The sequence below is a fragment of the Streptomyces sp. NBC_00388 genome, assembly GCF_036061255.1.
GTDB lineage: Bacteria > Actinomycetota > Actinomycetes > Streptomycetales > Streptomycetaceae > Streptomyces.
The window spans coordinates 4,930,576-4,954,183 of the sequence record NZ_CP107948.1 but is presented as its reverse complement, the minus strand read 5'-3'; the positions used below and the strand labels follow the sequence as shown (position 1 = coordinate 4,954,183).

Here is a 23,608-nt window from a genome sequence, read left to right as displayed (position 1 = left end):
GAACCCACGGATGCTGACGCCCTCCCCCGCGATCGAGTGGATCATGCATGCCCTCACGGGCATGGAGTGGCCCCAGGCCAACGAGGACGAGCTCCGCGACGCAGCGGACCTCTACGACTCCGTGGGCAACGACTACAAGCAGCTCGACGACCAGCTCGTACAGCTGCTCCAGAGCATCCGGCAGAACTTCGAGGGCGACGCGGCCACCGCGTTCCTCAATCTGGGCCAGGTCATCGCGGGCGGCGACAACTCGTTCCTCGACGCGGCGGCGGAGCAGTCCCAGCAAATGGCGAAGATCGCCCGGGACACCGCGAACCAGGCCGAGTACACGAAATGGATGATGCTCGCCCAGCTCATCGAGCTGCTGGCCGAGTTCATGTACGCCATGGCGTTCTCGTGGGTGCCCGGCTTCGGTGAGGCACTGCTGGAGGGGCTGAGCTGGCGCACGCTCTTCACCCGGGTGTTCCTCAAGATGCTGATCAAGGAGCTGCTCAAGAGGATCGCCCAGCACGTCGCCCTCGGGGTCGGCATGGGCTTCGCGATGGACCGCATCATCCAGCTGGTCCAGATCCGCGAGGGCAACCGGGACGAGTTCGACAACAAGCTGCTGCTGGACGCGGTCAAGTTCGGCGCGATCCAGGGCCTGGTCACCGGGCCGCTCAGCCTGCTCGCCCCGGGGATCGGCAAGTGGCTGGGCAACAAGCTCGGCAAGGGTCTGTCGAAGCTCCTCACCACGGAGCTGACGACGCTCTTCAAGACCCTGGAGAAGGTCGGGGGCAAGGGCGGAGCCAGTGACCTGGCCAAGAACGTGGCCAAGCTGCTGAGCGACCACGACCTCAGCCTCACCAAGGGCTTCACCAAGCTCGGTGGGAAGGAGGGCGCCAAGGCCACGGCCGACAACTTCATCAAGAACATGGGCAAGGAGTTCGCCAAGTCCCCCATCAACGGGCTGACGAAGGAGGAGTCCCGTCAGATCGGCAAGACCTGGGCCAAGACCGTCACGGAGCACTGGTCGGGCCCGGCCAAGGGAGCGGCGGAAGCACTCAGCAAGGAACTCACCAAGGAACTGGGCAGCACGCTCGACAAGAACGCGCTGAAGGTGCTCGCCCACGACATGCCCCAGACCCTGATGCACATGGGTTTCCAGGGCAACAAGCGCTTCCGGCTGGGCATGGTCGGCAGTGGGCTGCTCGTCGAGTCCATAGGCCAGAACCTCGGTGAGGGTTTCTACAACCTGATCTACCAGGGCGGCTTCTCCACGTCGTGGGACACCTTCGTCGCGGGCATGCTGACCGGCGGACTGAGTCACGGCGGACACGTCTATCTCGTCCACCCCGTCGTGCATGCCATGTCCCACCACTTCGACACATCGGGACTCGACGGCGGGTTCGACAAGGGCCTGGACAAGAACTTCGACCTGGACCTGCCCAAGGGCCTGGACAAGAACCTGGACGGGCAGCTGGACGATCACCTCGACTATCTCGATGTGAGCGACACGGAGTCGCTGTACAGCCACAGCGACACCGACTCGCTGTACAGCAACACCACCGACGACACGTCCCATGACTCGGTGACGCCGGTGACACCTGTGTCGACGAGCTCCTCGAACACGACGGTGCACACGGGCAGCCACTCGAACGACGTTCAGCACACGAACGACACTCAGCACACGCATACTTCGGACTCCCGCAACGAGTCCGAGGCCCCCGTGACGCCGGTCGCCCCCGTCTCGCAGGTGGCACCGGTCACGTCCGCGCCCCACGCCAACACGGCATCGACCACCTCGCCGAACCCGTCGTCCACACCCTCGTCATCGCCCCACCTCCCCAGTGCGGCGCCCCCGCCCCGCCGTCCGAACCAGTCCCCCCTTCTGCCGGGCAACGGCGAAGGGAGCAGCAGTATCGAGCTGAAGCCCCTGCCGCGCCCGACTTCGTCCCAGACCACTGCCACCGACTTCAACTCGTCGCTCACGCCGAACAACGAATCGGTCACGGCCCCGGAGCCGACCGCGAACAACGTCACGGAGACGGTGACCGAGACGGTCGATGTCAACGAGACGGTTGACGAGACGGTCTCGGAGACGCCCCCTCCGAGGCCGCTGTCCCCCACCAACACCGTCTCCACCGAGCACCAGGACAACTCGGCACTCGACACGGATCAGCTCCAGAACAACCAGCACACGGATCAGCAGAACAACAACCTGGCCGACAACCAGATCACCGAACAGAACAACCAGCAGGTCAATCAGCAGAACAACGAAGAAAGCCCGGCCGGCGGCCCCGAGCACGACGACAGCCTGACGCCCCCCACCCCCGCGAACAGGCCCGGAGAGACCACCGCGGGCTCCCCCCGTCCTCCGCTCTGGCAGCATGACGTGAGTCAGTACGTCAAGCCGAACGCCGTGAACCCCCGCCCCGCTGAGCATCCGCTCCCCACCGGCTCCACCGCAGGCCACAGCAGCACCAAGCTGCTTCAGCCGGGCGGCAGGAGCATCGGCCGCACGCTCCACGACAAACTCAACGCCGCGCTCGACCTCAAGCGCACCGGCGACCGGGCCGATGAATCCGTGATCAAGGAGATCGACGACGAACTGGCCCGGCACCCGGGCTCGTTCCTCGGCGACGGCCGCCGGTTCGTCGTCAAGCACAGCGTCCCCTTCCTCGGGACGAGTCTCACCAAGGCGAAGCGGACCGTGATGACCGTCACGGCCGTCCCGTACGCCGACAAGTGGACCCACCACCCGGACTCCGACGCCCGCGACCCGCACAAGCTGGACACCTCCCAGCAGCTCCAGCAGCAGACCGGTACGAACACCGGCACGTCCCGGGGCACCGGTCTCCAGCTGGGACTCGCCGCCGGGGCGCTGCCCTCCGACGCCCGGATGCTGTTCGACCTCCGCGGGAGCGCAAGCCACAACCAGAAGCATGTGATCGGCAGCCACGACCAGCGTTCGTTCCAGCGTGAGACGCGTACGACGGGCGGCAGCGAGTCCTTCCACCAGGACGTCTACTACAAGGTCGAGTTCCACCCGGAGGAGCGGATCGACGCCTTCGGAACGGGCGTCAGGAACGGCATGACGACCCGGGTCTCCAAGGAGTCCGCCGTGTCCAAGGAGTCGGAGCTGCGCGTACCGCGCAACTTCACCCCGCCGCCCGGCGCGCGCCCCGGCTCGCCGAGCACCGAGGGCTTCGGGCCGGTGAAGTCGGTCTTCGACTGGGCGGTCCAGAAGCTCGACGCCAGGCCCGGCGGGTACAAGCACAAGCAGCTCAGCGACTACTTCAGCTCGGACCACTTCCACAGCAGGTCCGACGAGATCGCCCGCGGACCGCTGGCACCACTCGACGTGCGCAGGCGCAACGGCCAGTCCGCAGGCACCTTCCAGGTGGGCAAGGCGATATCCGGCGAGCACCATCTGATCGAGGTCGTGGGCGACGCCGAGATGCGCATCACGGATGCCATCACCGTGAAGAACGAGGTCCTGGTCCAGGACAACCGGCGTTACGTGGTGGCCTTCTTCGGCGGTTCGCGGTTCGCCATCCCGACCGATCAGGCGCCGCACATCTTCATGCAGCTCGGGCTGACCCTGCACTACAGCCACGACTCCAGCGAGGTCTCGCTCCAGGGCGGCAACGTGGGCCGCAAGATCACCGGGCGGGTGAAGGGCAGCGACACGGCCCTCTACCTCCAGGAGCTCCAGGTCCCCGTCACCTTCGAGGGCGAGACGCACACCCTCGACACCTGGAGTCTCGTACGGCTGCCGGTGCGCGAGGCGCGCGAGCGGGCGGGCTGGGACCCCGACACGCATACCCGTCCCGAGGGGAGCGAGCCGCCGCTGCCCGCGCACTGGCGCAACGGCGACTACGACCTGACGCACACCAGGGCCACCGACCTCGTCATCGACAACGCTCACGCCACGGACCCGACGTCCCCGAACGTACTCGTCGACCGGGTACTCGACTGGATCAACCGGACGCACGGCGACTCGGTGCTGGTCGCCCCGCGTCCGGACGGGAACAGCGCCGATCCACGCGGCCAACTGACGAAGTTCCTGCAGGCCATCAGCGGTGAACGGAGCCGGGCGCAGGCCAACACCCGCATCATCATGGCCAAGTTCGACGAACGTAACCTGGCGACGACGCTCAACGAACTCGCCCACGACGGGCTGTCCGTCAAGCTGTTCGGCCGCAACCTCACCAAGGAAAACCTTTTCTCGCTGAACCTGAAGGCCGAGCTCGACCGGCCGGTCTACCAGGGCACCGACCGTGACCGGATGACCCGCCAGAACAACAACGCCGGTGAGCGCGTGGGCAACGCCCACAGCACCACGCACACCTTCGGGGCCCAGGCGGGCGGCACTGTCGAACTGCGCTCGAACGAGACGTTCCGTAAGGGCACGCCGGACCATATCGGCGTGCTGGGGGCCAGGGCGGGCGCGAGCCGCCAGCACACCCGGAGCAACGGCACCGTGTTCACCGCCGGCCGCGAGGACGTGACGGCCTCCCCGGCCGGGGTGCACTCCTTCTCGGCGACCGGCCGGTTCACGGCCGAGCTGGTGGGTGTGCACCAGTGGCACGCGACGTACCGGGCCCTCACACTCGGCCGAGCGGGGCGCAAGATCCACGAGCCGGTCACCGTGGGCGGCCCCGGGGCCACGCTCGGGGACTTCAGCGTGATGCTCCATCTGTCGGAGCAGTACATGCCGAAGGTCGACCCGCATGCGGAGGGCGCGGCCAACCCGTACGCCGTCGAACACGCGACCACCACCAGGGAGCTGACGCAGGACGAGACCGAGGACCTGTGGGCGCCGTCGGCGTGGCAGCGCGAGGACACGCTCAAGAACATCCCGGTGATCACCCAGTACGTGCCGACGGACCTTCACATCCAGGAGGCGGGGCCGCTGGTCGCGAACCGGGCGACCCGCGGTGAGTGGTCGCTGACGACCGAGGGGACCAGCCAGCACCAGCGGATGAAGAACGCCCTCGGCTCGATGGCGCTGACCGCCGACTCCGACCAGGTGTTCTCCCCGACGGGCAAGCAGCTCAACGACGTACGCGCCCCCGGATTCCTGTACGGCGCGACAGGCGACATCCGTCTCGTCGGACGGCGTGGGAACCCGACCGCCGTGGGCGGCCCCGTCGACCTCAAGCCGGAGCTGAACAACAGCCTGGACCTGGCGGTGTCGGGAGGGGACGGCAAGGGCTGGGTGCTGTCGTTCGACCTGAACGCCGGGCACTTCCCCGCGCAGCACACGAGCGTGCCCACCACGACGCGTTACGGCTTCGGTGCCACTCCGTACTCGCGCTCCAGCATGACCTCGACGGGCGGCGGCCGGACCAACAGCCGGTCCGTCAACATCGTCCCGGAGAACGGTCAGTGGGTGCCGGTCACTGCGAACGCCGAGTACCGGGTCGAGATGTCCGCCGACAAGCTCGGCGCCCTCACGCCGTTCCGCTCCAAGCTGCCCGCGTGGACCGGGCAGCTGGTGGACAAGGCGAATGGCTGGCGCGGACTGGTCTCCGAACAGGCGGCCCACGCGCTGAACCTGTTCAACACCGGAATCGCGCAGGTGCCCAGGCTCGCCGCAGGGGCCGGCGCCTGGTCGCACTCCTCGTGGTTCAAGGAGAGCCCGCTCGGGGTCGTCCCGGTGTCGGCGCCGAGCGGTCCGGACGCGAACCGTGCGCAGTTCATGCGGAGCCTGCGCAATCTGCGGTTCACCCGCAACAGCCTGGAGTCCATCAGGACACTGCTGTCCGAACGGCACGGGCAGGCCATGGTCGAGTCCGGTATTCCGCAGCAGTACCGGGGCCGTGCGCCCTGGCGCGGTTTCACCGAGAGTCTCCCTATCGGGGGCAGGGAATACCGGGTGACGGTGAAGCAGGTCCCCGGCGCGCGGAGCGTCGAGGACTTCGGCTTCGGCGATGTGGAGAGCGGTCAGTCGGTCACCACCAGCAACACCGATTCGCGGGGCGTCACCCGCTCCCGCGGCCTTTCCGCGAACATCACCGAACGCATCACCGGGCCGAACGGTTCGTCGGGCGGCCCGCTGGGGAACTCCAGCGGCTCGACGGGAACGAGCGGCGGCCACAGCGGCTCGGAGTCGGACACCGTGGCACAGGTGACGGTCATCCCCGGCCCGCTCGCCACCGTCTCCACCTCGTACGACGTCGTGGTCACCGTCCTGGACAACAAGGGCGATGTCGTACTGGAACACACCTGGCCCGCGGGCAGCGCGAGGAGCCAGGAGCCGCTGGCGCTGCTCAAGCCGGGCGGGGAGACCGAGGGCGATGTGTACACACCGCCGCCCGCCTCCGTGGACGTGTGGCAGTCGGCCAACGCGACGCCTGACAGGATCAGCCGGCACCTCGCCCAGCACGTGTCCGGCGACAACCGCCCCGCCGGGCTGGTCCCCGGCAACGGGGTGCACTTCACACGGGTACTCGGCTCGGAGAATGTCGAGGCTCTGGCCCACATCACCCTGGCGAAGGCCCAGACCCCGCACCTCAACGGCGGTCACGCGGGCAAGGGCCCGGAGACCCACGGGGTGCTCACCGGTGACCAGCTGGTCCGGGCCCGCGCCAAGGCCGCGAACGTCAAGCTGCTGTCGCCCGGCAAGGGCGGCGGCGACACCCTGACCGCCGGCACCAACGAGCTGTCCCTGACCGGTTCGCTCATCGACGGTTCGGCACTCGGCGAGAACGGCTACCAGCCCCTCGGTCTGGTCGACGACACCCTCATCGGCGGCTCCACCGGCTCCCTCCAGCTCCACCCCGCCTTCGACCTGTCGGGGGCCAAACTGCTCGCGACGGCCGATGTGCGGATGGAGTTCGCCACCGGCACCGGTGAGAGCTTCGACGTGGGTGAGGGGCAGGTCCACGGCAAGAACGGCGGGCTGGGCGGTGACGCCATCGGGGCCGACTCGCACAACACGACCTACCAGATCACCCCGGTCATCGCGCCGGGCGCCGGCTCGTCGGAGGAGTTCAAGTTCAACGAGGCGACCGCCGCCAAGATCAACATGAAGCCGGACACCGGGCGGGCCTTCCTCTTCTCCGTACCCACGAAGTGGCTGGCCGTCGCCGGGGTGCACCGCCACTTCAAGGACAGCTCGTTCGGCCAGGTGGCCACCCGCGGGCTGACCTGGGAAGGCTACGACCCGCCGGGCCTCCAGGCCGGTGAGACGGACACCGATGTGCTCGCCTGGATCCGCGAGGACGTGGCCCGGGATCTGGGGCTCATCACCGACCAGAACCACCCCGCGGCGCTGTCCAGCCAGTGGGACGACGTGGCCAAGGGGTGGAAGACCTGGAAGGCCAACCACGACGCGTACTGGAGCACCTACCGCCCGCTGACCGACCTGGCCTTCGTGGTGCAGGACGCGCAGCACCGGCTGGACGTGGCGACCACCCCCGAGGCCCGGCAAGCGGCCCAGCAGGCGCTGGACACGGCGAACGCCGAACTGAACGCGGCACGGGAGACGGTCCGGCCGAAGCTGGAGTCGCTGGGGCAGAAGCTGCGGGACGCGGGCGAGCACTACCGCAATCTGCGGTCGGCCGCCGACGCCCTCAACGACTGGCACCGGCTCCCGGAGAACGAGCGCACCGGCACGGCGCCCGAGTCGCTGGCGTACGACGCGACCGTGGAGCACGACCACGGTGTGGAGAAGCCCGAACACGACGCCGAGTACGAGGAGTTCACGAACGACGCGGGTGACGTCACCAGCCTGAGGAACGTGGTGTCCGGGGAGATCCACGAGGTCGGCCCGGCCACGAAGGACGGCAACGGCTTCTTCCACCACCTGGCCGCACACCTGGTACGGATCGATCCGGACCTGCTGACCACGCAGGGCATCACCGTCCCGAAGGGCCACGACCTCACCGATACGGTGAACGAGCTGCGCACGCTGTTCGGCGAGAACCTCCGCGAGGACAGGGACAGTCCCGACCCCCTGGCGGACTACATCCACCCGGACCTCACCGACACGTTCGAGCCCGGCGAGATCCGCGCGGCCGGGCTGGACAGCCTGCTGGACAGGTCCACCCCGCAGGGCCGGGAGTACACCGAGGGCAAGTGGATTCCGCACTCGGCGGGCCGCCCGACCGAGAACCACCGTGCGGTACTGACCCCGGAGCAGCGGACCTCGCTCGCCGCGTCGCAGACGACGCGGCCCGCCAACGAGGAGTCCGCTGCCAAGGACAGCGCGGGTGACCTGTATCCGCCGCTGGCTGCCCGGCTGTTCGGGGTCCCGGTGACGGTGATGGTGGGCGGCAGACGCCATACGTTCATGCCCAACGGGAGCGAGGCGACGGGCAACCCGGGCAACCGCGGCGTCGAACTGCTGCTGAAGGACGGCCACTACCGCTATGTGGACCAGACCCAGGACCTGAGGCCGCCGCAGGACCCGCCGTCCGACGACGACTCGCTCTCCGACAGCGACTCGGTCTCCGACGACGACTCGGTCTCCGACGGCGGGTCCGACCTCGAACCCGTGCCGGGTACGCCCCGCCCGGTGGTCAAGGTGCCGGACGACGGCTATTCGCAGCTCACTTCGCTGCTGGTCAGCGCGCCCTCGGCAGTCGCTCCTAAGCTCCCCCACCTCGGTCGGAAACTGCGGAACCTGGTCGGCTCCCCGGACGAGCTGCGCGCCACTGCCTCGGCCGCGTCCGGCGTCGAGCACCACCAGGACCTGCACACCCTGGTGCTCGGCATGAAGGAGGCGGTGCACGCCCATGTGGTGGAGCTGGGCGCCCGCGGGCTCGCCATGCGGATGCCCCACCTCGTCCCGCAGTTCACCCAGGGCAACCGACGTGCCATGTACCGGGCCGCGAACCTCATGTTCAAGGAGGTGAAGACGGCCGTCGCCGCGTGGGAACACAGCGGGGACTCCCCCTGGTCCCAGAGCTTCCTGCCGCTGCTGGCCGATACCTTCGGCGTGGACCTCACCGTGCACACCGCGCCGTCCGGCGGTAACCCCGGCGGGTCGGACCGGTTCCGGCCCCCGCCCGGGGGTGGTGCACCGCTCTCCGTACACCTTCAGCAGAACGGCTCGCACTTCGACGGGACGACGGAGCCGACCGCCCGTCCGCGGACCGAATCGTTCCGTGTCCCGGGCGCCTCGCCTCACGCTCCGCTCCACACGCGGCACACCGGCCCGCTGGAGGCCCCGGCACCCGTTCCCCCGCACAAGCCTGCCGCCACACCCACGCTCACCGCCGACCACTCCGTCGTCGAAATCCCCCCGCACCGCTCGGCCACGGCCCCCCAACCGGTCGCCGACGTGAGTTCGCTGGGCACGGCCGAGATCCTGCCGCCCAGTGACCGGACCATGGACGAGGGCGGGGCCGCCGCGTCCGTCTGGGAGCGCGGGTTCGCCGTGGAGCGCACCCTGCTCAGCGACGGCAGTGTGCGCTCCGACGTCACGGTGCGCATCCATCTGGACGTGCAGCCGGGTGCCAACGCGAACCACGTGGCGAACGCCAAAGCAATGGCGAAGCGCGGCGTCGACACGTACTACAACGACCCGAACCACCGTCTCCCGAACGGTGATCTGCTCCAGGTGAAGCTGGAGTTCGTCTTCGATCCCGCAGACGCGCACCGAAAGGTGAAGCTGCACCCGGACCCGGACGGCACGGGCCGCGACAACAGCGCCACCTGGTACGTCTCGGAGGGCGGGGCGGGCTCGATCGACAAGTCGTACGTCATCGCGCACGAGACCGGCCACCTCCTCGGCTTCCAGGACCAGTACCGCGAGGCCAAGCAGGGCCGCCCGTTCCGGCCGGTGTACGACGACCACTCGCTGATGTCCGGTTACGGCATCGACGCATCGGGACGCGTGCAGTTCGACATGGACCACATGACGTCCGACCACACCCTCTCGCCGTCGCTGCGGATCATGCCGCGAGATCTGCTGCTGCTCTCCACAGCCGTGGACGCCGCCTGGTCACACACTCCGGGCGCGGGCGCGGGCCCGCACGACAAGGCCAGGGCGCACATCCCGCTCGACGTACGCGAACGAGTGCTGCGCGGCAATGCCGGCACCGGCGCCAACGGTCTGCTCGCCCCACGCGGCCCGTCCGGACGCTTCCGCCCCGAAGCCACCGGACCGCTGAACCCCAACGGCACCTACCGGGCGGGCAAACGCCCCGACGGCACCGTCCAGACGATGTTCCCGGACCACTGGAGCCCCGACGAAGTCCTCCACGCGACCCGCCAGGTGTACCTCGACCATGTCAGGACCGGCAGCCTGAGGACGGACACCGAACGCTCAGGCCGCCAGACCTTCGACGGTGTCTACCAGGGCGTACGCATCAAGGGCACCGCCGACACCACCGGCACCATCCTCGACTTCGCACCCCACGCCGACCAGAACGGCCTTCAGCCGCCCACCCACCTCGAACCGCCACCGCCCCGCAAGCCCACCGACGAGCCCGCGTTCAGCGACGCCTCCATGCGCTTCATGCTGCGCGGCGACGTCCCGACGCTGACCGGGGTGCAGTACGCGCACAGCGAGGACCGGCGCGAGCTGGCCCAGACGGACCGCGGAATCATCTTCGAGAAGCTGACGGACCCCGATTTCAACGGCGTGCGCCGGGCCGAGGTGTGGTTCCGGAACCCGCCGGCGGGACCCGGGCCGAAGACTCTGAAGGCCGGCGACGGCGACTCGCCCGACGGGGTCGGCCAGGACGGCTGGGGCACCAATCCGCGGATGCTGTTCCCCGAGGAGTGGACCCCCGGTGATCTGCGCGAGGCCGTACGGGACGCGCACAACAACGCCCTGGCCAACGGCCTCTTCGAAGTACTGCCCGACGGCGGCTACCTGTGGGAGGGCTCGGCGGGCGGCGTCCGGATGCAGGGGGTCGTGAAGGACGGCGAGCACCGCTGGTTCCGTCCGGCCCGCTTCCAGCCGCACCCGGAGTGGGACGCGCACGACATCGCGGCGACCACCTCCGAGACCCCGATGACGTTCACCAGGGCGTCCGGCGGAATTGCCGAATTCCGTGCGTCGCACGTGGTGTTCACCAACGGCGACCGCGGGCTGAACCTCACCCGGGTCGTCCGGTATTCGAGGGGCATGGACCCGGGGGCCCTCACCGAACTGCGCGAGAAGCTGTCCGGCGTACAGGATCACATCGACGACACCTACAACTCCGGGGAAGAGAGCAAGGAGAACGGCCGGCTCCCCAAGACCCGGTTCACCGTGGAGCTCCGGCCGACGAGCAGGAACAACCCGTCGGAGGACGGCGCCGACATCGGAACGCTGTCCCTGCACAGCGCCGAAGACGCCGCGGCCCGGTTGCTGGGCTTCGACGTGGACCCGGACGCGGGCCGCCAGGACCTCGTACGCCAGGTCCTCGAACACCGCCGCCCGACGCCCCGGTCCACCCACTCCTGGAATCCCCCGAACCAGCAGCAGGGCGGGACACCGAGCCCGCTGCTCACAGCGGACGTCGAAGCCGCGCTGCGCCGCAACACGCACGCCGGGCTCTTCGACGAACCCGGTGTACTGGAACTGCTGGCCGCCCGCCGGTCCCAGGACCACGCCCCGCACGTCACCAAGGAATCGACCGAGGCAGCGCTCGCCGCCCTTACCGAGGACGAATTCGCGCCCGGCTACACCCGGACCCCGGACGACCGGCTCCCGGACGGTTGGACCCCGGACCGACTGCGACTGGCCGCACTGCGGGCAGCCCGCAGCAGCGCACCACGCACCCCCGACCCGCACCAGCCGGGCGCACTCACCCTCGTCACCACGCCCGAACCGGGCGTACAGCTCACCACCCGTGTCAGCAGCACCTCGCTGGTCGTCCTCGGCGCCGAGATCGTCAGGGTGCCGCAGCCGGCAGCCCAGGCCGGGCACCCGCAGGCCCCGGCCCCTCAGCCGGGCAACCACGCCCCGGTCGACCCGAACAGCGACGTCACGCCGGTCAACCCGGTCCATCTGGCCGCCATATCAGGGGCGTTGGGATTGCACCCCACATATCTGCGCAGCGTTCTGCCCGTACTGCACCAGTCCGCCACGCCGAGCGAGGCGCTGCACACCCTGCAGAAGCTGGCGACGCGGCTCGACGCGGGACCGCAGCTCGGCGAGTTCGTCCGGAGGATGTCGGAACTCGGGGTCTCCGCCGACGACTGGTGGGACCTGTCGACCTTCCAGCACAGCCAGGGCGAGAGCATGCGCAGCCTGCTGGGCCCGGACCTGCAGCAGAGCCGGCAGCGCATCGACGAGTGGCAGCGCACCGAGATGGTGGACACCGACGCCGTCACCGACGCCACCGCCCACGAGCTGGGCGTACATCCGCTCGCTCTCACCCGGCTCGCCGGCGCCCTGCGGCTGTACTCCCCTTCGGACATCACCCGGCTGAACATGGACGCCGACTTCTGGCAGCGCCCCGCCACCCCCGAGGAACTGGCGCTGGAGTATCTGGCCGGGCACCGCACGGAGATCGAGGAGCTCCGCGCCGAGATCGACCGGGAGCGGTTCGACGAGATCGCCGACGACCTCCTCGGCGAGGACCGTAACGAGACCGGCGATCCCGATTTCGACTACCACGGCTTCCTGCACTGGAGCAGGATGTCTCTCGAAGGTCTGCGGCACTTCACGACAGCCGAGCTGGACTTCCTGATGGGCAACTGGTCGGCGGTCAGGGACATCGTGCCGCCCCCGCCCGGCTTCGATCTCGCTGACCACCGGAGCGAGCTGTACGAGGTGGAGCACCAGCGCAACATGGCCGGGTTCGCGGTCATCAGGGCGAACCGGGCCCAGGACCCGGTGGCGCTCAGCAGTGCGCAGGAACGCCTGGCTCAGCTGGACCCCTACGTCACGGACCACCGCGCCGAGAGGGAGCAGCGGCTCGCCCAGCTGTGGTCCGAGAACCCCATGACCCCCGCCACTCCGGGCGCGCAGACCCCTTCCTCCCACCAGGCGACGCCGACGCACACGGTCTTCGACGAGGACATCGTGATGGGCGAGGCCGGCCGGATGGACTGGGACGGGGACATCGTGATGACCCCGAGCCCGCACCGGCCCCACCCGTCCCCGCACCTCACCACCCTGCACGAGACCACTGAACCCGTCCACGCCCCGGCACCCGGCGTCGACTACTCCGTCGCCGAGATCCCCCCGCGCCCCTCCGCCTCGGTCCCCCGCCCCGAAAGGTCGCTGGGCACGGCCGAGATCGAGCGGCCCAGTATGCGGACCATGGCGAAGGGCGGGGCCGCCGCGTCCGTCTGGGAGCGCGGGTTCGCCGTCGAACGCACCAGGCTGAGCGATGGCAGTGTGCGCTCCGACATCACGGTCCGTATCCATCTGGACCTCCAGACCGGTGCCAACGAGAAGCACGTCGCGAACGCCAAGGACATGGCGAAGCGCGGCATCGACACGTACTACAACGCCCCGAAACACCGTCTCCCCAACGGGGATCTCCTGCATGTGGAGCTGGAGTTCGTCGACAACCCCGCGCAGGCACACCGCAAGGTGGCGCTGCATCCGGACCCGGACGGCACGGGCCGCGACAACAGCGCCACCTGGTACGTCTCGGAGGGCGGGGCGGGCTCAGCCGACAAGTCACACGTCATCGCGCACGAGACCGGCCATCTCCTCGGCTTCCAGGACCAGTACCGCGAGGCCAGGACAGGCCGTCCGCTCCGGCCGGTGCACGACGACCACTCGCTGATGTCCGGATACAGCATCGACGGCGCGGGACTCATCCAGTTCAGCATGGACCACGGGATCCACCCCGCCCACCCCCTCTCGCCGACGCTGCGGATCGTGCCGCGGGACCTGCTGCTGCTCTCCACCGCGATCGACACCGCCTGGTCACACGCCACCGGCGTGGGCGCGGGCCCGCTCGACAAGGCCAGGGCACACATCCCGCTCGACGTACGGGACCGGGTCCTGCGCGGCAACGCCACCACCGGCGCAACCGGCCTCCTCGCCCCGCGCGGCCCCTCGGGACGCGTACGCCCTGAGCCCACCGCACCACGCAACCCCAACGGCACCTACCGGGCGGGCAAACGGCCCGACGGCAGCGATCAGACGATGTTCCCCGACCACTGGAGCCCCGAAGAGGTCCTGCACGCCACCCGCCAGGTCTACCTCGACCACGTCAGGACCAACAGCCTGACCACCGACCGCGAACGCCCGAACCGCCATACCTTCGACGGCGTCTACCAGGGCGTACGCATCAAGGGCACCGCCGGCACCACCGGCACCATCCTCGACTTCGCACCCCACCCCGACCAGAGCGGGCTGCTGCCCCCCACCCACCTCCAACCGCCACCGCCCCGCAAGCCCACCGACGACCCAGCGTTCGGGGACGTCGCCACGCGCTTCCTGACCTACGGCTCCACCTCCGGCAGAACCGGCGTCCACTACACGCTGCCCGGCCCGAACGGGGCCCTCGCGCAGCGCAAGCACGGCGTCTTCATCGAACCGCTGTGGCCCGCGCACCCGAACGGCACCCAGTGGGCCACCGTCTGGTTCGAGGACCCGAACCTGCGGGGGCGGACGGTGCAGGCACACGACAACGGCGCCCCGCCGCCGCCCGCGTTGCATCGCGGTGACCGGGAGAACGACGCCATGGTCGGCGCCGACGGCGAGGTGGCCACCGCCCATCTGCTCTTCCCCTCCGACTGGTCGACGTACCAGCTCCTGGACTCGATCGTCGCGGCCCACCGCAACGCGCGCGGCAACGGTTCGTGGGTGGAGGTGCCGGAGGGCGGCTACCTCTGGGAGGGCGTGCACGACGGCGTAAGGATGCACGGACACGTCCGCGACGGCGAACACCTGTGGGTCCGGCCCTCGACGGACCAACCACCGTCCCCGGACCACTCGCCGAAGGTGTTCGCGGTCACCGCCCCGGTGGATTTCGAGATGCCCGGACCTGGCAACACACCGGCACCGTTCCGTGTCCAGCGGGTGATCCACCTGGACGGCTCCCTGGGGATGCGCATCACCCGGGTGCTGTCGCATCCGGCGCTGTCCCCGGAGCAGAGCAACGAACTGGCCGGGCCGCTGCGCGAGGTACAGCTGCAAGTGGGCGTCGAACTCAACCGGCCCGACCCACTCGCACACCGCGAACTGAGCCTGATCACCTTTGACGTGGAGCTGTCGCCGACGGACGACCCGGCGATGACCGGGTACGGCGCGGAGCTGTCGAACATCGTGACGGACTTCCTCAATCCGAACATGGTGCAGGACCTGATGGTGCTGGACCTCAACGACCAGCAGGCCATGAATGCCTTCCTGCGCGAGGCCGCCGACCGGCTGCCGCCGGTGTCGGAGCTACCGGCCGGCTGGCAGGGCCCGCAGGGGCAGCCGCACCACGAGCAGGGCCCGGCCTGGACGTCGGACGTGACGACCTCGGTCCGCCGCAACACCCTGGCCGGGCTGCTCGACGAGCCCGGAGTCAAGGCGTTGTTGGCGCAGCACCGAGGCCAGGAACCGCCCAGCCCGCTCACGAACACAGACACCAACACCACCGACACGAGCGCAGGCACACACACCGTCGGCGCGGACGCGGGTGCAGGCACACACACCGACCGCATGGCCGCGGTGGCCGACGCCCTCGGACTGCGACCCTCCGACCTCACCAGCATCGAGAGCGCCCTGAAGGGCTCCACCCTCATCCGCCCGGCCCTCGACGCACTCGACCAGCTGGCGGCCCGACTGGATGCCGGGCCCACAGGCCCCTTCGTCAAGCGGATGACAGAACTCAGGGTGCCGCTCTCCGAGTGGTGGGACTTCTCCTCGTATCTGCACACCAAGAGGGCCTCGATGTCCGACATGGTCGCCCTGGACCGGACATGGGTCCAGCCGGTGCTCGACGACTCACGCGCCCATCCAGTGCCGGACGTCCCGGCCGGGACGTCGGCCCAGGCGCACGCGCTGGGCGTGCATCCGCGCTATCTCACGCGGTTGGCCGACGCCCTCGGAGTAGGCACGGAGGACGTCGCCCTCCTGGGCAAGCGCAAGCCTTTCTGGCAGCAACCCCTGTCACCCGAGACCCTGGGACAGAAGCTCCGAGCCGAACTCGACAGCGAGCGCGAAAAGCGGGAGGACGCCCGCCTCGCCCGTGACCGCAGACGCTTCGACGACGCCGCCGACGAGCTGCTGGACAGCCGATCCACCCGCACCGAGGAGGAGTTCCGCTCCTTCATGCACTGGTCCACGGTCGCGCACCTGGGCCTGGACGTCCTCCCGGATCAGCGACTGCGAGAGTTGGTGGGGCACTGGCGTCTGGAAACGAATGACGGCACCGACCCGGTGCCCGCGGACTTCGACCCGCGCAAGGCGGGGAAGCCCCAGGCCGAGCTGCTCCATATGGTGGCACTCGCCCACCGGTCGGGACCGCTGTCCCAGACCCTGGAAAAGGCCCTGGCCAGGCGCGACGCGGACATCAAGGCCCAGTTGACGCTGCTGGACCTGTGGCACGAGGGGGACGTGCATCAGGAGGACGGCCCGCCCGTGACACTGCCCACGGCCCCGAACCCCGCCCCGTCGTCCTCCGCTCAGCAGCACGCCTCGCAGAACGTCCCGCTCCGCACGCCGCACGCCGGCCCGCACAGGGCCCCGGCACCCACGCCCACACCCGCCGCCGTCCACCCCGTCACCGATGTCCCCACGGCCCCCGTCGCCCCGGCCCCCATCGCCGAGATCCCCCCGCACCCCTCCGCCTCGGTCCCCCGCCCACCGGTCACCGACGTCCGTTCGCTGGGTACGGCCGAGGTACTCCCGCCCCGTGACCGGGTCATGGACCTGGGCGGGGCCGCCGCGTCCGTCTGGGAGCGCGGGTTCTCCGTCGAGCGCACCGAGCTCAGCGACGGCAGTGTGCGCTCCGACATCACGGTCCGCATCCATCTGGACCGCCGGCCCGGTGCAAACGAGAACCACGTCGCGAACGCCAAGGACATGGCGAAGCGCGGCATCGACACGTACTACAACGCCCCGAAGCACCGTCTCCCGAACGGGGATCTGCTGCGGGTGAAGGTGGAGTTCGTCGACACTCCCGCACAGGCGCACCACACGGTGGAGCTGCACCCGGACCCGGACGGGGACGGCCGCGACAACAGTGGCACCTGGTACGTCTCCGAGACCGGGAAGGGCGCGGAGGACAAGTCGTACGTCATCGCGCACGAGACCGGCCACCTCCTCGGCTTCCAGGACCAGTACCGCGAGGCCAAGGCGGGCATCCCGCTCCGACCGGTGCACGACGACCACTCGCTGATGTCCGGTCCCGACATGGACGAGTCGGGGCTCATCCGGTTCGACATGAACCTGCCTCCCTTCGATCGGCTCTCGCCGAACCTCCGGGTCGTGCCGCGGGACCTGCTGATGCTCTCCACAGCGGTCGACGCCGCCTGGGCACACACCCCCGGCGTGGGCGCGGGCCCGCACGACAAGGCCAGGGCACACATCCCGCTCGACGTACGGGACCGGGTCCTGCGCGGCAATCCCAGCAGCGGCGCCGCCGGCCTCCTCGCCCCGCGCGGCCCCGCCGGACGGTTCCGCCCCGAAGCGACCGGGCCGCGCAACCCCAACGGCACCTACCGGGCGGGCGAACGGCCCGACGGCAGCGACCGGACGATGTTCCCCGACCACTGGAGCCCCGAAGAGGTCCTGCACGCCACCCGCCAGGTCTACCTCGGCCACCTCCGCAAAGGCACCCCGACCACCGACACCGAACGCTCAGGCCGCCGGACCTTCGACGGCGTCTACCAAGGCGTACGCATCAAGGGCACCGCCGATGCCATCGGCACCATCATCGACTTCGCACCCCACCCCGACCAGAACGGCCTTCAGCCGCCCACCCACCTCCAACCGCCACCACCCCGCAAGCCCACCGACGAGCCCGCGATCGGGGACGTCGCACTGCGCTTCCTGACCTACGGCTCCACCTCCAGCAGAACCGGCGTCCACTACACGCTGCCGGAGGAGGCCGGGACCTTCGCGCAGCGCCATCACGGCGTCCACATCGAACCGCTGTGGCCCGCACACCCGAACGGCATCCAGTGGGCCACGGTCCTGTTCAAGGACCCGAACCTGCGGGGGCGGACGGCGCAGGCCGTCGCCATGGGCTCCCCGCCGCCTCTCGAATGGCAGCTCGGCGACCGGGAGAACGGGCCCGTGTTCAACCCCGACGGCATGACCGCCGCCGGTCAGCTTCTCTTCCCCCACCACTGGTCGCTGCCCACGCTCCGGGACGCGATAGCCGGAGCCCACCGCACCGCGCGCAAGGCCGGTTCGTGGGTGGAGGTCCCGGAGGGCGGATACCTGTGGGAGGGCGTGCACGACGGCGTAAGGATGCACGGACACGTCCGCGACGGCGAACACCTGTGGGTCCGGCCCTCGACGGACCAACCACTGATCTCGGCCATGTCCGCCAAGGTGCTCGCGGTCACCGATCCCCTGCGGATCTCCTTGAAGACACCGGACGGCACGCCGCTGCCGTTCCACGTCCAGCGGGTGATCCACGAGGACGGCACCCTGGGGCTCCACATCACCCGGGTCCTGGAGCGTCCCCCGCTGGCCGACGAGTTCCACGCATACCTGCAGAACGAGATGCTGCCTGACCTGCGGGAGCAGCTGGCCGCCGACTTCAATCGGCTCTCCCCGTACAGACACCGCGAACTGGGCCTGGTCACCTTCGGCATAGAACTGTCACCGACCGAAGACCCGGCGATGGAACTCGGGGACGACTCCGAGCTGGTCAAGATCGCACAGAACGACGGGGACCTGAGCTCCCTCCTTTCGGACCTGATGACGGCCGACTCCATCGACGAAGCGGGCATGGACGCCCTCCTGCAAAGCGTCCGAGGCATGCTGCCGCCGCTGTCAGAGCGGCCGGCCGACTGGCAGGGCCCGCAGGGGCAGCCGCAGCACGAGCAGAACCCGGTCCTGAAATCGGTCTGGGAGTCGGACGTGACGACTTCCGTGCACCGCAACACCCCGGCCGGGATACTCGACGAGCCCGGCGTACGGGCGCTGCTGGCCCAATCCCGAAGCCAGGAACCGTCCAGCCCGCTCACGAACGCCGGCACGGACACGGTCGTCAGCCCCCATCGCCTGGCGGCAGCGGCCGGGGTCCTCACACTGCGGCCCTCCGACCTCACCAGCATCACGGCCGCCCTGCAGGGGTCCACCCCCCTCCACACGGCCCTCGGCTCACTCGACCAGTTGGCCGCCCGACTGGGCCTCGGGAATTCCACGCGCCGGCTCGTGAAGCAGATGTCGGAAGTGGGTGTGCCGCTCTCCGAGTGGTCGCACTTCTCGTCGTATCTGCACACCAAGGGGCACACGCTGTCCAGGGTGGCCTCCATGGATCCGGCCAGGGCCAAGAAGCTGTACGCAGACTCGCGCGCCCAACCGATGCAGCGGATTTCGGACGACACACGCTTCTTCGCCTACACCCTGGGCATGCACCCGGCCTATCTGCAACGGTTGGCCGACGCCCTCCACGTGCATCCGTCGGATGTCCTCAATCTGGGCGAGTACGAGACCTTCCGGCAGCAGCCCCACGCCCCTGAGGCCCTGGCGCGGAACTTCGGGCTGGACAACCACCAGAGGCTGGAAGCGGCCCGCTTCGCCCGCAGCCACACACGGTTCAAGACGGTCGCCGACGAACTGCCGGGCAGCGACCCCGACCTCGTATACGCGAGGTTCCGCTCCTTCATGCACTGGTCCGGGGTCGCCGGCGAGGGACTGCACATCTTCACCGATCAGCGCCTGCGGGAGTTGGTGGAGCACTGGCGGGTGGAGACGAGTGACGGCACCACCCACGTGCCCGAGGACTACGACCCGTTCGAGGAACGCGAGCAGTACGCCGATCTGCTCCATGTGGCCGACACGTCGGGGCCCCTGCCGGACCCGGCACGGGAGGAGGCCCTGGACACCTACGAGCGGCACATCCAGGCCCGGCTGACCCAGCTGGACGAGCAGTACCCGGGGGGCGTGTCCCAGGGCGACGGGCCGCCCGCAACACCGTCCACGGCCCTGCCCGCGACTCAGCAGTCCGCGACCCCGCACCCGCGCCCGCACCTCCAGTCACCGCCCACCGTCCTCCCGCAGAGCCCCGCGAACCCCCCGCAGTCCTCTGCCGCCCCGCATACCTCTGCCGCTCCACAGACCCCCGCCCCCATCGCCGGTTCCACTCCGGGCAGCGTCGAGATCCCCCGGCCCACCGCCGCCTTCAGGAACAGCGCGGGCTACACAGGACCCATCTGGATGCGCCAGTTCAGCGCCCGGCGCATCGAGCTGCCGAGCGGCGTCACCCGAGCCGAAATCACCGTACGCATCCATCTGGACGCCAGGGACGGTGTCACCCCTGAGGACATCGGAGCCACCAAGGACGTCACCGCCCGCAGCCTCACCAAGTACTTCAACGCGCCGCGCCACCGTCTTCCGAACGGTGATCTGCTGGTGGTGAAGGCCGAGTTCACCGACGACCCGGCCCAGGCGCACCACACCGTCGTGCTGCACCCCGACCCCAGCGGCAACGGCCCGGACGACGCAGGCAACTGGTACGTCTCCGCGCAGTCCATCGAGTCCAAGCCGCACATGCCGGCCCACGAGATCGGCCATCTGATGGGCCTGTGGGACTACTACCGGCGCCACACCCCGGGGCTCGCCCACTGGCCGGTCTACGACGAGCACGCGCTGATGGGCGGCAACTACGCCGACCCGCTCTTCGGCCGGATCTCGGTCGACAACCACTTCCCGCGCCCGATGACGTTGTCGCCGCATCTGCGTGTCATGCCCCGCGACCTGCTGGTGCTGGGCACCGCGATCAAGTCGGCGATGCCGCACGCGCCGTGGGGCACCGCCGACATCCCGCTCGACGTACGGGAACGCGTCCTGCGCGGCAACCCCCGCACCGGCGCCCCCGGCCTCCTCGCCCCACAAGGCGCCACGGACCGGCCCCGCCCCACCCCCACCACAGAACGCAACCCGAACGGCACCTACCAGGCAGGCACCCACCCCGACGGCAGCACACGAACCATGTTCCCCGACCACTGGACCCTCGAAGAGGCGCTCTACGCCACCCGGCAGGTCTACCTCCGCCAGCAGAGCACCGGCGGCCTCGTGCCCACCACGGAAACCCCCGGGATCGAGCCGGGAAGCTACCACTTCGACGGCTACTACCAGGGTGTACGGATCAAGGGCACTGCCGACCTGACCGGCACGATCACGGACTTCGCGCCACACTCCGACCAGGCCGACATCGTGCCGCCCGACCATCTCGTCATGCCGGCCCCGGCCAGCAACGAGCCCGCGATCGGGGAAGGCACGCTGCGCTTCGTGACGTACGGCTCCACCCACGACAGGACCGGCGTCCACTACGCGCTGCCCGGCCCGGACGGGGCCGCCGCGCAGCGTGGCCAGGGCGTCCAGATCGACACACTGTGGAGCGCCCACCCGAACGGCACCCAGTGGGCCACGGTCTGGTTCAAGGACCCGAATCTGCGTGGTCGCACGGCGCACGCGGTCGCCAACGGTGCCGCGCTCCCGCGCCCCTTGAAGCTCGGCGACGCGGAGAACGGGACCGCGCTCGGCGCGGACGGCACGGGGATCACCGCCCATCTGCTGTTCCCCTCCGACTGGTCGCCGCGCAAGCTCTGGACCGCGATGGTCATGGCTCACCGCAACGCGCTCGACACCGGTTCGCTGGTACAGGTCCCGGAGGGCGGATATCTGTGGGAGGGCGTGCACGACGGCGTGCGGATGCACGGACACGTCCGCGACGGCGAACAGCTGTGGGTCAGGCCCTCCACCCACCAGCCGCCGGTCCCGCACAGCTCGCCCGGGATACTCGCGGTCACCGCTCCCCTGCAGGTCGGCGCGGCCAAACCCGATGGCTCGACGGCGCTGTTCCACATCCAGCGGGTGATCCACCAGGACGGCAACCTGGGGATGCGCGTCACCAGGGTCCTGCCGCATCCGCCGATGCTTGAGGAACGGCAGACCGAGCTGACCGAGCACCTGCTGCCTGAGGTACGGAAGCAGCTGGCCGCCGGCTTCAACCGGCTCAGCCCGCAAGGACACCGGGAACTGAGTCAGGTCACCTTCGACGTGGAGCTTTCACTGACGGACGACCCGACGATGGTCGCGTTCAGCCCCGAACTGATGAACATCCTGATCGGCTCCTCGGACACGAGCATCCTGAAGGACCTGACCCTGCTCGACCCCACCGACCAGCCGGGCCTGGACACCTTCCTGCACCACGTGGTCAACCTGCTGCCGCCGGTACCGCGGAAACCGGCCGGCTGGCAGCGCCCGCAGGGGCTGCCGCACCACACACGGCGCTCGGTGTGGGAGTCGGACGTGGTGACTTCGCTGCACCGCAACACCCCGGCCGGAATACTCGAAGAGCCCGGCGTGAAGGGGCTGTTGGAGCAGCACCGAAGCAGCCAGGACATGTCCGGCCCGCTCACCGAAGCGGACGCGGACGGGAAGACAACAGCGAAGGCGAGCACGAGCACAGACACAGAAGCAGGCGCAGGAGCAGGCGCAGGAGCAGGCGCCGGCCGTATGGCCGCGGCGGCGAAGGAGCTCGGCATACCCTCCTCCGCTCTCGCGAGCATCAAGGTCGCCCTGCGGGGCTCCGCCCTCCTGGGCCCGACCCTCACCGAACTCGACCAGCTGGCCGCCCGCATGGAGGCCTGGAAGCACTCCACGGGCGCGCTCGTCCGGCGGATGACGGAACTCGGTGCGCCGCTCCCCGGGTGGTGGGACTTCTCGTCGTACCTGCACTCCAAGCAGCTGACGATGAACGACATGCTCGACATGGATCTGCCCCAGGCCTGGAAGCTGTACAAGGATTCGTTCGCCAACCCGCTGCCGCGCATCCCGTACGGGACGGCGGACCAGGCCTACGCACTGGGCGTGCACCCGGCCTATCTGCAACGGCTGGCGGACGCCCTCCAGGTGGACCCGGCGGACATCGCCGAACTGGGCGAGGACAAGTTCCGCTGGCAGCAGCCCCTCTCACCCGAGGCCGTGGCGCTGGACTACCGGATCAGCCAGCAGCAGAAGGTGGCGGATCTCCACTTCACCCGCGACCACGCACGGTTCGACAAGGTCGCCGACGGACTCCTCGGCAGCGACCCCACCGTCACGGAGCAGCGGTTCCGCTCCTTCATGCACTGGTCCACGGTCTCGGACGTGGGGCTGCACATCTTCACGGACGAGCGCCTGCAGGAGCTGGCCGAGCACTGGCGTGAGGACACGGAGGACGGCACCGACCCGGTCCCCGAGGACTTCGACCCTCGCATGGAACGGGAAAAGCATGCCGCTCTCCTCCATGAGGTCGACCTCGCCGAGCAGTCGGGACACCTGTCCAAGGAACTGACGGAGACGCTGAACAAGTACAAGCGGTACATCCGGACCAAGACGGAGCTGCTGGACCTCTGGTACGAGGGGGGCGTGGCCAAGAACGCCGTCCCGGGGGGCGTGGCCGAGGACGACGGCCCGCCCGTGACACTGTCCACGGACATCTTCGCCGCGCTGTCCGGCGCGGGCGACTGACACGCACCACTGCCGTACACGGCTGACGTACACCGAACGATGCACATGAGCAGTAAGAGCAGTACGAGAAGCAGGAGAGGCGAGGTGGCC

At 69.5% G+C, this 23,608-nt stretch carries 1 protein-coding gene; it reads left to right on the top strand.

Annotation, left to right across the window (positions count from 1 at the left end; translation table 11 throughout):
- Positions 1 to 10 precede the first annotated feature (10 nt).
- Positions 11 to 23,518, top strand: a complete 23,508-nt coding sequence (locus tag OG917_RS22225) for an EndoU domain-containing protein (protein WP_328319361.1) — start codon at positions 11 to 13, stop codon at positions 23,516 to 23,518.
- The last annotated feature ends 90 nt before the right edge of the window (positions 23,519 to 23,608 follow it).

Bases quoted from the DNA above. Each gene is read 5' to 3' on its own strand.
- OG917_RS22225 (WP_328319361.1), top strand. From the start codon at position 11: ATGCTGACGCCCTCCCCCGCGATCGAGTGGATCATGCATGCCCTCACG.